At 51.4% G+C, this 12,784-nt stretch carries 8 protein-coding genes and 1 tRNA gene; 4 read left to right on the plus strand and 5 right to left on the minus strand.

What is annotated here, in order from left to right:
* From HMPREF1548_RS25365 to HMPREF1548_RS25375, 3 genes are all read right to left on the minus strand, one after another.
* Positions 1-1,188, minus strand: coding sequence for a carbamoyl phosphate synthase small subunit (locus HMPREF1548_RS25365; RefSeq protein ID WP_025489025.1), 1,188 nt, complete (start codon positions 1,186-1,188; stop codon positions 1-3).
* 275 nt (positions 1,189-1,463) lie between these two features.
* The gene (locus tag HMPREF1548_RS25370) at positions 1,464-5,255 is read right to left on the minus strand and encodes a phosphoribosylformylglycinamidine synthase (protein ID WP_025489024.1); all 3,792 of its coding nucleotides are present in this window, start codon (positions 5,253-5,255) and stop codon (positions 1,464-1,466) included.
* 445 nt (positions 5,256-5,700) lie between these two features.
* The gene (locus HMPREF1548_RS25375; protein ID WP_198168687.1) at positions 5,701-6,582 is read right to left on the minus strand and encodes a VIT1/CCC1 transporter family protein; all 882 of its coding nucleotides are present in this window, start codon (positions 6,580-6,582) and stop codon (positions 5,701-5,703) included.
* 330 nt (positions 6,583-6,912) lie between these two features.
* On the opposite strand from HMPREF1548_RS25375, the gene HMPREF1548_RS25380 reads away from it, so the two are divergent.
* The 3 genes from HMPREF1548_RS25380 to HMPREF1548_RS25390 all read left to right on the plus strand — a co-directional run bounded on the left by HMPREF1548_RS25380 (position 6,913) and on the right by HMPREF1548_RS25390 (position 9,388).
* Positions 6,913-7,590: a VanZ family protein gene (locus HMPREF1548_RS25380; RefSeq protein WP_083493059.1), complete on the plus strand. Its 678-nt coding sequence runs from the start codon at positions 6,913-6,915 to the stop codon at positions 7,588-7,590.
* Between the two features lie 340 nt (positions 7,591-7,930).
* On the plus strand, positions 7,931-8,491 hold the full coding sequence (locus HMPREF1548_RS25385; protein WP_330413886.1) for a hypothetical protein: 561 nt from the start codon (positions 7,931-7,933) through the stop codon (positions 8,489-8,491).
* A 105-nt stretch (positions 8,492-8,596) separates the two neighbouring features.
* Positions 8,597-9,388, plus strand: coding sequence for a class I SAM-dependent methyltransferase (locus HMPREF1548_RS25390; protein ID WP_021639635.1), 792 nt, complete (start codon positions 8,597-8,599; stop codon positions 9,386-9,388).
* Between the two features lie 137 nt (positions 9,389-9,525).
* Here the strand turns inward: HMPREF1548_RS25390 and HMPREF1548_RS25395 are convergent, their stop codons facing one another.
* The gene (locus HMPREF1548_RS25395; RefSeq protein ID WP_021639636.1) at positions 9,526-11,574 is read right to left on the minus strand and encodes a beta-galactosidase; all 2,049 of its coding nucleotides are present in this window, start codon (positions 11,572-11,574) and stop codon (positions 9,526-9,528) included.
* Between the two features lie 73 nt (positions 11,575-11,647).
* On the minus strand, positions 11,648-12,442 hold the full coding sequence (locus tag HMPREF1548_RS25400; protein ID WP_021639637.1) for an HAD family hydrolase: 795 nt from the start codon (positions 12,440-12,442) through the stop codon (positions 11,648-11,650).
* A gap of 214 nt (positions 12,443-12,656) precedes the next feature.
* On the opposite strand from HMPREF1548_RS25400, the gene HMPREF1548_RS25405 reads away from it, so the two are divergent.
* A tRNA-Trp gene (locus HMPREF1548_RS25405) sits at positions 12,657-12,727 on the plus strand.
* Positions 12,728-12,784: the final 57 nt, after the last annotated feature.

Below are 12,784 nucleotides of genomic sequence, written 5' to 3' on the forward strand. Positions count from 1 at the left end.
TTACATTCCTCCATTCATCATCGTAAAAAACCGGTCAAACAGGTAGCCGGAATCCTGAGGCCCCGGGCAGGCCTCGGGATGGAACTGCACGGTGAAAATATTTTTTCCCGTATAGCTTAAGCCCTCGTTTGTTCCGTCGTTGACATTGATAAAAGCAGGAACTGCCACTTTGCTGTCAAGCTTGTCCATATCCACAACATAGCCGTGGTTCTGGGAGGAGATATACACTCTTCCGGTGGACAGATCCTTTACCGGATGGTTACCGCCCCTGTGGCCGTATTTCATCTTAAAGGTATCGGCTCCCGTAGCCAGGGCCATGAGCTGGTGCCCCAGGCAGATGGCAAAGATCGGGATGTCCGTTTCATACAGCTTTCTGATTTCAGCGATGATGCTTTCACATTCTTTGGGGTCTCCGGGGCCGTTGGAAAGCATGATGCCGTCCGGCCGGTCCGCAATGATTTCCTCCGCGCTTGTAAGCGCCGGATACACGGTGACGTCGCAGCCTCTCATGGCGAGGGAGCGGGCGATGTTATCCTTGGCTCCCAGATCCAGCAGGGCCACCCTTTTGCCGGCTCCGCTCAGTTCTTTTACCAGGGAGGGCTTCTTTTCTTTCTTCCCGGAAAGGAAGTCTTCCTTATTAAATACGGCGCTTCCGGAAAGCGGGCCGTTATCAGCCAGATCCTTCACGCCCCTGATTTCGTATTTGGCCTCGCAGGTTACCTTTTCCACCACCTTGCCAGTGGTGTATTCTGCCAGCCGCGGCAGGATTTTTTCCAGGCAGTAATCTGCGTTGGTGGTTATCATGCCGTTCATGGTTCCTTTTTCTCTCAGGATTTTCGTCAGCGCTCTGGTGTCAATGCCTGCAATTCCAGGCACGCCGTGTATCTCCAGGTATTCCTGGATCGTACAGTCGGAGCGGAAATTACTTGGCATTCTGGACAGTTCTCTTACGATAAAGCCGTCCGGCCAGGGTCTTCTTGATTCGCAATCTTCCCTGCATACGCCGTAATTACCAATCAGCGGGTACGTCATACATACGGCCTGTCCTGCATAAGAGGGATCTGTCAACACTTCCAGATAACCGGCCATCGATGTGTTAAATACGATTTCACTGATTATCTCTTTTTCGGCCCCGATATGAATTCCTTCAAATACCGTGCCGTCTTCCAGTATCAAAAATGCCTTCATTTTCATCTGCACATCCTTTCCCATAATCGATTAATTGTATCACAAATGCAAAGGGCGGGCAATCATTTTTTCCTTCCGGCAGTTCAAGAAAGTAACAGTTCAGCCTTCGGCCGAACTGTTACTGCATCCGCCCATGATAAGTCGCCTTCGGCGAGGGGCGGATGCCTGCTGCCACCACGTTTTCTCACGGTTTGCGCAGTGAATGCGCAAACCTGCCTGAACTGTTACTAAAGAAATCCCACAGCAGCCGCCGTGGGATTTCAAAATACATCTGTTTATTTAAAGTAAGCTACGCCTGATTCAAAAATCTTCAGATCCTGTTCGCCGTAAATATTCACGGCAACGCTGTCGCCTCTTCTTTCCACATGGGCCATCTTTCCGAGGATACGGCCGTCGGGGGAGGTAATGCCCTCAATAGCGGCATAGGAGCCGTTTACATTCCACTCCTCATCCATGGAAATATTGCCTTCCGGATCGGCGTACTGGGTTGCCACCTGGCCGTTTTCAAAGAGTCTGCGGATCCAGTCTTCGCTTGCCACGAAGCGGCCTTCGCCATGGGAAGCCGGGGTTACATAGGTCTTGCCCAGCTGCGCGCCAGCCAGCCAGGGTGATTTGTTGGAAACCACCTTGGTGTATACCATCTTGGAAATGTGGCGGTTGACTGTGTTGAAGGTCAGGGTCGGGGAATCCGCCGTCTGTCCGGCAATTTCACCGAAGGGCACAAGCCCCAGCTTAATCAGGGCCTGGAAGCCGTTGCAGATTCCAAGGCAGAGGCCGTCGCGTTCGTTCACCAGCTTCATGACCGCTTCCTTAATCTTCGCATTCTGGAAGGCGGTGGCAAAGAATTTGGCGCTGCCGTCAGGTTCGTCGCCTGCGGAGAAGCCGCCGGGGAACATGATGATCTGGGCTTCATTGATGGCTTTTTCAAATTCTCCCACGGAATCCCTGATGTCTTCGGCGCTCAGGTTCTTAAATACCTTGGTCACCACGCTGGCGCCGGCGCGTTCAAAGGCTCTGGCGCTGTCGTATTCACAGTTGGTTCCCGGGAATACGGGGATGAATACGGTGGGCTTTGTCACCTTGTTTTTGCAAACATAGATGCTGTCAGCCTGATACAGACCGGTATTTACAGGATCTGTTTCCTGGCTTGCCCTGGTGGGGAATACTTTTTCCAGGGTTCCCTTCCATGCGGCAAGCATGTCGTCCAGAGCGATCTTCACCTCTCCGAAGGTAACGGCAGGCTCTTTGGTAATCGTACCAATCAGCTCGTAAGCTGTGTCAATCAGGTTGAATTTATCAGCGGGAACTTCCGCGATAATGTCGCCCAGGGAGTTTTCAAACAGTTCCTTCAGATCCGCTTCCTCGCTCAGCTCAACGCCCAGATGATTGCCGAAGGCCATCTTGGGAAGAGCTGCCGCGGCGCCCTTGCTGTCAAGGGCATAGGCGGAAACGATCACGCCGTCGCGGATCATTTCGCTGATCCTGTCATAGAGTTCCATAACGCTTTCATAAACAGGAATATCAAAATCATCTCTTTCCAGGCAGAAACGGACTATTTTGCTGCCGGGAATCTTAAATTCCGGAGTGATAATATTCTTTTCTTTAGCCACATCCACTGCAAAGGATACCAGTGTGGGCGGTACATCGATATCGTTGAAGGTTCCCGACATGGAATCCTTGCCGCCGATGGAAGGGAGGCCGTAGCCTACCTGTGCGTCAAAAGCGCCCAGTAGCGCCGCGAAGGGCTGGCTCCATCTTTCCGGTTCCTCTGTCATCCTGCGGAAATACTCCTGGAAGGTGAAACGGATCTTATGGAAATCTCCGCCTGCAGCCACGATTTTCGCCATGGATTCCGTTACCGCGTAGATTGCGCCGTGGTAAGGGCTCCAGGAGGACAGGTAGGGATCAAAGCCGTAGCTCATCATGGTCACGGTATCGGTCTTTCCCTTCAGTACCGGCAGCTTGGCCACCATGGCCTGGGTTTCTGTCAGCTGGTATTTGCCGCCGTAGGGCATCAGCACGCTGCCTGCGCCGATGGAGGAATCAAACATTTCCACCAGCCCCTTCTGGGAGCATACATTCAGGTTGGAAAGCAGGGTCAGCCATGCTTTCTTTACGTCGCCCGCTTCCAGCGCTTCTCCTGCCTCGGGCACCGCATATTTGTCAAAATAGCTGCTTCCTTCCGCCGGGATATCCACATAAACATTGGTTTCCTGATGCGCGCCGTTGGTATCCAGGAAGGCTCTTGAAATATTTACTATCTCTTTGCCTCTCCAGGTAAGAACCAGGCGGGGTTCCTTCGTAACCACAGCCACGCTTACGGCTTCCAGGTTTTCTTCCACGGCATAGCCTAAGAAGGTATCCACATCTTCGGGAGCCACTACCACCGCCATTCTTTCCTGGGATTCGGAAATAGCAAGCTCAGTGCCGTCCAGGCCCGCGTATTTCTTGGGCACCTTGTCCAGATCCACGCGAAGGCCGTCAGCCAGCTCGCCGATGGCAACGGATACGCCGCCTGCGCCGAAGTCGTTGCATTTCTTTATCAGCCTGCTGACCTCTGCCCTGCGGAACAGTCTCTGTATTTTACGTTCTGTGGGAGCATTGCCCTTCTGCACCTCAGCGCCGCAGGTTTCAATGCTTTCCTCCGTATGTACCTTGGAGGATCCGGTTGCGCCGCCGCAGCCGTCCCTGCCGGTGCGTCCGCCCAGGAGGATGATGATATCGCCGGGGTCAGAGGTTTCACGGATGACATTTTTTCTGGGGGCAGCGCCCATGACAGCGCCGATTTCCATACGCTTCGCCACATAGTTGGGATGATAAATTTCCTTTACATAGCCGGTAGCCAGGCCGATCTGGTTGCCGTAGGAGGAATAGCCGTCAGCCGCGCCGCGCACCAGTTTTTTCTGGGACAGCTTGCCCTTCAGGGTATCCGCAACAGGAACCGTAGGGTCGGCCGCGCCGGTCACACGCATGGCCTGATATACATAGCCGCGTCCGGAAAGGGGATCGCGGATGGCGCCGCCCAGGCAGGTGGCCGCACCGCCGAAGGGTTCGATTTCGGTCGGATGGTTATGCGTTTCATTCTTGAAGAAAACAAGCCATTCCTCGGTCACCGGGCCGTCGCCGTAATCCATCTCCACGGGCACGATGACGGAGCAGGCGTTGATTTCATCGGATTCCTCCATATCCTGGAGCTTTCCTTCTTTTTTCAGCTTGCGCATTCCCATGAGTGCCAGATCCATAAGGCAGATGAACTTGTCATCCCTGCCCTTAAAAATCTCCTCCCTGGTATCCAGATAGCTCTGGTAGGTGCTTTCCATGGGCGTCCTGTAATAGCCCTCGCCGAATTCCACGTTCTTCAGCTCGGTGGAGAAGGTGGTATGGCGGCAGTGATCCGACCAGTAGGTATCCAGTACGCGGATTTCCGTCATGGAAGGATCTCTTTTTTCTTCCCCGGCAAAATAGTTCTGGATATGCTTGAAATCCTTAAAGGTCATTGCCAGGCCCAGAGAGGAATACAGAGCCTTCAGCTCCTCCTCGGGCAGATCCTTGAAACCGTCAAAAATTTTCACATCCGCGGGTTCTTCAAACACGGTTTCCAGCGTTTCCGGCTTTATCATATCCGTTTCCCTGGAATCCACAGGGTTGATGCAGTATGCCTTTATTCTGTCAAACTCGTCATCCGTCAGCTTTCCGGTAATCAGATAGGTTACCGCCGTCCTGATGATAGGCTCTTCCTCTTCGTTCAAAAACTTCACGCACTGCAGGGCAGAATCCGCTCTCTGGTCAAACTGTCCGGGCAGAAATTCCACGGAAAAAACTCTTCCGTTCTCCGGGACCTCAATCTGTTCTCTGTAAAGAATATCTACCGGCGGTTCGGAAAACACCGTGGTGCAGGCCTTTTCAAAAACCTCGTCGCTGATATGCTCCACATCGTAGCGGATGAACATCCTCACATCCTCTACTTCCTTCAGGTTCAGATAGTTCTTCAGATCGCCTTTCAGTTCCTTCGCTTTCACGGCAAAAGGGGCTTTCTTCTCTACATAGATACGTCTTACATTTCCCATGAATGGCTCCTCCAAATGTTTGTGGCCGGCTTTTCTTTTTTCCCAAGCGCCGGCTGCTTGGAGCATGCAAAAAACTATCCTCCGCAATATACATCAGTCCTGCGGAAATGAATTCCGTTACACGCTCCACCCTGCTGACAGCAGCCTTTTTCCTTCCCTGGCAAATCCTGGCGCTGTCCTGCAGGCGGGCATTCTCTTCTTATTATACAAAATCCGCGGGGTTTTTCAATGCAAATTGTTGAAATTAAGTGAAGTTTGTAAGTCAGGCCAGGCTTTGCCTGCCGCCGGGTGCTTTTTATGTCCGTCCCACGGCGAAAGTCACAGAAAACCGGGAACAGGCGGTGCGAAACTGTGCAGGATGCCAGCATATACCGGAAATTCCATTGCCACCCTCCAGGGCGTCCGCCATTTTCCTGCGGATTTTCCCGGCTTAACCTCTTTCATTTTACAGGGTATCGATCCCCAGCACATTTTTCGCAATAATGCCTATTACAAAGGAAATCACCGCCACGGAGAGGGATATCACCGCCATTTCCCCAAACCTGCGCAGAAACGGCTCTTCCTTTGCAACGGATATATAATAGTTAAAAAACAGGATAATCAACAGGACCGTCACGATCATGACGCCGAAGGCCGCCGCATACATCTGGTTGGGAAACAGCAGGTAAGGCAGTACCAGAAGCGCCACTGTAACCAGATACGCTGCGCCGGTATAGACGCTTGATTTCAATGCTTTTTCGTTGCCGTCGGCGCGCTCCGCCAGATAATTGGAGGCCGCCATGGAAAGCGTGGCCGATATCCCGGTGATTATGCCCGTCATGGCGACCAGCCGCGTATTGGCCAGCGCAAAGGTCACACCCGCAATGGCTCCCGTCAGCTCCACCAGCGCGTCATTCAGGCCCAGGACCATGGCTCCCACATAATGCAGACGCTCTTCGTCCAGCATGCCGTAAAGCTCTTTTTCATGACGCCTTTCATCCTCCAGCATCATGGCCGCCTGGGGTATTTCGGACTTCATGTTTTCATAAATTTCCCCGCTGATCTGCTCGTCCTTCTGCATGCGCTTCACCACAAAAGTAAAACCCAGAACCGCTGACAGCAGCTTCAGCCAGAAAATATGGAAGCCCTTCGGCCTGACCTCCTCCTTTGTCACCGATTTCCATACGCCGGCATGTTTCTGTTCATCCTGCGCCATTTGCCTGAATATCTTCCGGTTGTTTTCATCCTTCTGCCTTTCTGCCAGATAAGAATATAAAACAACTCCTGTTTCCTCATCGGCCTGCGCCTTTATCACTGCCTTTCTTAATTCTTCCTTCAGTTCCGCCATCCCCATTTCCTCCTTTTACCAGAAATACCAACGTCAAAAAATCAACTGCCGCCGCCTTTTTCCCTATACCGCAGCCTTCTGCGTCCTGTTAATATTTTACAGCCCCTTTTTAATAAAATCAATCATTTACAGGCATCCTGACGTTTTGTGCCAATATCTTAAATTATAGCAAAATTTCTAAATATTTATTTAATTTTTAATGTAATTGCTTTTTTTCGGTATTTTTGTGTGCTATTATGTTCACATTATTTAAGAGTAGATTTTTTATGGCCGTCCGGACCATTAATGCAGGGCTGCCAGTACAGGAAAAGAAAGCTTAAGGGAATGCCTATGAAATATTTTAAAATGTTTTTAAAGAAGCTGCTGCGTTATGTTTTAAAGCCGCTGTCCTTTCTGCCGGCGCTTATGATGATGTTTGTAATATTTAATTTTTCCGCCCAGGACGGGACAGCCTCCAGTTCAGTGAGCAGTACGGTGAGCGTAAGGTTCGTCCAGGTGTGTGACAGAGCCCTGGACAGGGGATGGAGCGATGCGCAGATCGCGCATTATGCGGAACGGATTGAACATTATGTACGCAAGCTGGCGCATGTGACGGAATACTTCCTGCTTGCCGTCGCCGTATCCTTCCCCCTGTATGTATACCGTCTGCGGGGCTGGCGGCTGGTGCTTGCCGCCGGGCTGTTCTGCGTGTGCTTCGCCGGGCTGGACGAATGGCATCAGTCCTTTGTGCCGGGCCGTTCTCCCTCCCCAAGGGATGTGGCAATCGACAGCATCGGTATCTTTGCCGGGATTGAACTGACACGGCTGATCTGCTTTATTGGGCGAAAGACCATTTTCAGGCCGCTTTCCATAGATGGAAGGCAGGAGGAAGAGGAACGGCAGGACGATGGGGAGGATTCCTTTCGGGAAAGACGAGATTACAGAAAATCTCTCCCGGACAGGGGCAAACAGGGGGCGGAGCCCGCATACACCCATCGTTATACAGGTGAGCTTCCTATCGTAAAATAAAAGGCAAGATAAAAGGCAGGTTCCTGAATGCAGGGGCTCTACTGTTTTTACTGTTTTACGGTTTTCACTGATTTTGCGGCGTTTACGTATTTTCCTACGGGAAAACGGAAACGCCGTTTTTTCATGCCGTATGCCATGGGGAGGGGATTATTTCTCCTGCCCATACAACTGTGAAAGCAGGAAAATTTTTTTCTTCTGCCAAGGCAGGAAAATGTAAGAAAAATTTTTATTATTGACATATCCGGGCCGATATGCAACAATTGTTATGTAACATATGTTATACATCAATTTTTTGAAAGAAGGATTCCCTATGCCGCCTGCAGCCAGGATAACGAAGGAAATGATATTGAATACTGTTTTGGATATTACAAGAGAAGCGGGATTTGAAGCGGTAAACGCAAGAAGCATCGCAGGAAGACTGCAGTGCTCCACAAGACCGATTTTTACCTGCTACAACAGCATGGAAGAACTGAAAGCCGGATTTCTGGACTTCGCCTATGATTTCTATAGCCAGTATGTGGCTGATTACAGCGCTTCCATCAAGGTAAGCCCCTGCCTGCTCCTGCCCCTCTCATACATTGAATTTGCCCGGGACGAAACCAATCTGTTCAAGCTGTTATTTATTAAGGATATGGATTTGGAAATGGCAGAGGCCATGGATTTTTACAGGGAAAAAGGGAATGAAAAGAAGGCCGGGATTTTTTCGGAAGCCATCGGCGTCGAACCGGAACGGGCAAAAGAAATATTTCTGGACCTGTTCCTTTATTCCCACGGCATGGCAGTCTTAACAGCCACGAAAAAGTTATCGTTAGACAGAAACGCTGCGGAAAAAATGCTGTCCAAGCTGCTGTCCGCCCTGGTCAGGCAGGAAAAACCGGATTGGGAGCTGCCCGGCGCCTGATTTACATAACCGGAAAAAAGCCGGTAACCAACCGGGGCGAAAGCCCTTTCAGCCTGCTGGTTAAGGCTGTATCCAGGCAAACTCACGGCATACAGGAGGTATCCCATGAAAACAAACAGGTATTTAACTGATTTTTACAATAACTACGACGAGGACAGCCGGCTTACGGTAAAGCATGGCTCAGTCGAGTTCCTTACCACCATGCATTATATAGGAAAATACATAAATCCCGGCGACCGGGTGCTTGAAATCGGCGCAGGGACAGGCAGATATTCCCATGCGCTGGCACGTCAAAGCCATACTGTTGATGCGGTGGAGCTGATAGAGCATAATATAGAAATTTTCCGCAGGAACACGCTGCCCGGAGAGAACATAACTGTCGTCCAGGGCAATGCCCTGGATTTGTCCGCTTTCCAGGACAATACGTATGATATTACATTGCTGTTAGGCCCCCTGTACCATCTTTACAGCAGGGAAGACAAACAACAGGCCCTGCGCGAGGCGATCCGTGTGACCAGGCCGGGAGGCGTCATTTTCGCAGCCTATGTTATCTCCGACGGCTGTCTCCTTGACGAGGGCTTCCATCGCGGCAATATCAATGTGGCCCAATATATTAAAATGGGGCTGCTCGACTCCCGGACATTTGCCGCCAGTTCGAAACCGGAGGATTTATTTGAGCTTGTGCGGAAAGAGGATATCGACGATCTGATGTCCATATTTCCCGTCACCCGGCTGCATTACGCCGCGTCAGACGGCTGTGCTTTATTCATGCGGGAAGCTGTTGACGCCATGGATGACGATACCTTTGCTCTGTTTTTGAAATACCATTTTGCTACCTGCGAGCGGGAGGATCTTCTTGGCATTACGAGCCATGCACTTGATATTTTCCGAAAATAACCGCAGTATCCGCTTCTCCGGTAATTTACACAAACAGTTTCCGATAAAAAAGGCTGCGCCCATTCCGTTTCTGCAGATCAGAAAACGGAATCGGGCCGCAGCCTTCCTTTTTTTATACACTTACATCAGCTGTACTGTCACAGGCCGTCCGCCTGCTTTTCAGCAAGAATCAGGCACTCATAGGGCTTCAGCACGACTTTGCCCTCCACCCTGGCTCCATCGGCCACTCTCGTATAGGTATCGGGAAGCTCCGCCTCCACTTCCGAAGCGTTGAAATTCTGAAGGAACCAGAGGTTTCTTTCCCCCTCTCTGCGGGACGCTGTGACGCCGTAGGGCAGCTTTCCGGTAAACGCGCCGTCCACATTGTTTTCCCCTGCCAGCTGTGCGTAAAAAGCCCGCAGGAAATCCGCTTCCGTTTCGCAGGCCAGATAATATGCCTTGCCATTTCCGTACCTTTTACAGGTCAGCGCGGGAAGCCCTGCGTAATAATCGGCCTCATAGGATGCCAGCACCTCCGTGCCGGATCCGGGCACCACATGGGATACCTCGCGCAGACAGCCTGTCTGATAGGATTTTCCCCCGAAATAAATACTGTTGGGATGATATTCGTTGGCCGCATCCATTTCCTCGGTGCAAATTCCCAGCACCTCCTCCAGCGGGTGCCTGTCCAAAATGCACAGGTCAGTTTCATCCACCACGCCGCTGAAATAGGTGGATACATAGCAGCCGCCGGCCTCCACATAGGCTTTCACCTTAGCCGCATAGCCTTTTTTATACAAATAATTCAGAGGGGCCGTTACAAGACGGTAGCCGCTCAGATCGCTGTCCTCATCCACAAAATCCACATCGATTCCCATTTCCCAGAATGGCCTGAAATGGGCCAGCACCGTATCCAGATAGGCCATATCTCTTCTCGGCCCCTGGATATCCTCCAGCGCCCACCAGTTTTCCCAGTCAAAAACAATGGCTGCCTCAGGCCGGTTGCAGGTGGGATAAACGGCGTCCGAAATCTGCTCCATACGCTGTCCCAGGGCGGACACCTCGCGGAAAACACGGGTATTGCTTCCATTTCTGTGATCTACCACCGCGCCGTGGAATTTTTCCGAGCTTCCCCGGCTCTTCCGCCACTGGAAATACTGGACGCTGTTGCTGCCGCAGGCAACGGCCTGGAGGGAAGAAAGCTCATGCAGGCCGGGACGCTTCTGGGTATTCACCGGCTTCCAGTTCACAATGGACGGCGTGCTTTCCATTAAAAGGAAAGGCGCCTTTTTCAGACTGCGCATCAGCGTATGGCAGGCCGCCGCCCGCACTGCGATATCCACCTCGTCCTTTTTACTGTGCCATTCCGGATAGGAATCCCAGGAAATAATATCCAGCTGGGGCGCGAACTTGAAGTAATCCAGAGGCTTGAAAAATTCCATCATATTGATGGTGACGGGCAGCACGCTGTATTTGAGCACGGCATGGATTTCTTCCTTACAGAAATCCTGGATCTGATGGCTGACGAAACGCTTCCAGTCCAGATTCAGGCCGTGCAGGCCGTTTTCTCCGTTGGGCACAGGGCTGTGGATCTGGGACCAGTCGGTATAGGTATGGCTCCAGAAGGTGGTCCACCAGGCATGGTTTAAGTTGTCCAGGGTTTTATATTTTTCCTTCAGCCACTCGCGGAAAGCCTGCTGGCAATGCGGGCAGTGACAGGACGCGTCGGATCCGTTGCCGCCGTATTCATTGGAAATATGCCACAGGATCACGCCAGGGTGGTTTCCCAGATGGCGGGACAGCTCGTGGTTGATTTTCTTCATCTTTTTGCGCATCACAGGGGAGGTATAGCAGAAATTGTGTCTCCTGCCCGGCAGATTCCTCACGCCGTCCGGCCCCATCTGCCTTACCTCTTCATATTTGGCCGTCATCCAGTGGGGCATTGCGCCTGTGGGTGTGGCCAGGATGGTGTAAATGCCGTTTTCAAACAAACGGTCAATGATTCTGCGCAGCCAGCCGAAATGGAATTCCCCTTCCTCCGGCTCCAGCTTCGCCCAGGAAAAAATCCCCAGGGAAACGCAGTTTACGTGGGCCTCCTTCATCAGCCGGATATCCTCCTCCAGCACCTGGGGGCAGTCAATCCACTGCTCCGGATTGTAATCCCCGCCATGAAGGAGATGGGGATATTTGGTGATAATTTCTTTCATAATGCGTCCTCCTCTTTCTATTCTCTGTCAGCATCTGCCGCGGCATTTTTTTCCATTCGCTCCGGCCATTCTCCTACAAACGCCCTGCGATCAGTTCCTCCAGCACCTCATTTACCCGGCTGCATTCCCTGTCGGCGCATTTTTTCACATGCTCCCTGGCCGTATTCATGGCATAGCTCAGGCCCGCTTCCTTCAGCATGGCCATATCGTTTTCACTGTCCCCAAAGGCAAGCACCTCTTCCAGGAAAAATTCCTCCTTTGCGGCCAAAAGCTTCAGGGCGCTGCCCTTATCCACTCCTTTGTTGGTAAAATCCAGCCAGCCGTTTCCGCCATCCACCACATTCAGATACGGATCATATTTTTCATGGAACCAGGCCTCCTTATCGGCAGGGATTCCCTGCGGAAAAAAAATGGATATCTTGATCATGGGAACGGGCATTTCTTCAAAATTTTCCAGGACAGTCACCTGATTTTTTACCTTTTCCCGCAGGAGAACCGGGAAGCGGGGATCCACAGGCACCAGGTAGGAGGAATCCGCCCCGGATACCACGGTCTCTGTCCCGGAAACCGCCTGCATGTCCGCAATCAGCGGCAGGGCGATCCTCCTGTCAATCTCATTCTGGTACAGAATCCTGCCGCCCTGGGCGATCAGCGCCCCATTTTCACAGATATAGCTGATTTCATCCGCCACAGGCCAAAGAAGCCTGCGCAGGTTGGCATACTGCCTTCCGCTGGCGGCAATAAAGGAAATGCCCATGGATTTCAGTTCCCTGATGAGCGGGAAATACACCTCGTCCACATGCTGCGCGCCGTCCTTTAAAATCGTGCCATCAAAGTCACTTGCAATCACTCGTATATTGTCTGTCATATTTTTCCCTTCTTATTATTGCAGGCAGGAAACGGATATTGCTAATCTTTCCTGCTTAAATAACTGTTCAGTCCCTTCACAGTTATTTAATATTCTACTATATTTATAGGATTTCCAATAGTATTTTTTTGTAAAATTTTCTTAAAAAGGGGCTTGCTTTTCCCCTGTATGCTATGCTATAATACAATTCGTCGGTTCGGTAAGAGCTGATTGTAGGAGCATAGTTCAAAGGTAGAACAGTGGTCTCCAAAACCATCGATGTGGGTTCGATTCCTACTGCTCCTGTAAAAAAAGCCTGAGTTTCTCAGGCTTTTTTCTTTGTTTGCGCGCCATGGGCGCGCT

This window comes from Clostridium sp. KLE 1755 (assembly GCF_000466465.2).
Lineage (GTDB): Bacteria > Bacillota > Clostridia > Lachnospirales > Lachnospiraceae > Eisenbergiella > Eisenbergiella porci.

Excerpts from the sequence above, each read along its gene's own strand:
- HMPREF1548_RS25365 (WP_025489025.1), bottom strand. The coding sequence starts at position 1,188 with ATGAAGGCATTTTTGATACTGGAAGACGGCACGGTATTTGAAGGAATT.
- HMPREF1548_RS25390 (WP_021639635.1), top strand. The coding sequence starts at position 8,597 with ATGAAAACAAACAGGTATTTAACTGATTTTTACAATAACTACGACGAG.
- HMPREF1548_RS25395 (WP_021639636.1), bottom strand. The coding sequence starts at position 11,574 with ATGAAAGAAATTATCACCAAATATCCCCATCTCCTTCATGGCGGGGAT.
- HMPREF1548_RS25375 (WP_198168687.1), bottom strand. The coding sequence starts at position 6,582 with ATGGCGGAACTGAAGGAAGAATTAAGAAAGGCAGTGATAAAGGCGCAG.
- HMPREF1548_RS25380 (WP_083493059.1), top strand. The coding sequence starts at position 6,913 with ATGAAATATTTTAAAATGTTTTTAAAGAAGCTGCTGCGTTATGTTTTA.
- HMPREF1548_RS25370 (WP_025489024.1), bottom strand. The coding sequence starts at position 5,255 with ATGGGAAATGTAAGACGTATCTATGTAGAGAAGAAAGCCCCTTTTGCC.
- HMPREF1548_RS25385 (WP_330413886.1), top strand. The coding sequence starts at position 7,931 with ATGATATTGAATACTGTTTTGGATATTACAAGAGAAGCGGGATTTGAA.
- HMPREF1548_RS25400 (WP_021639637.1), bottom strand. The coding sequence starts at position 12,442 with ATGACAGACAATATACGAGTGATTGCAAGTGACTTTGATGGCACGATT.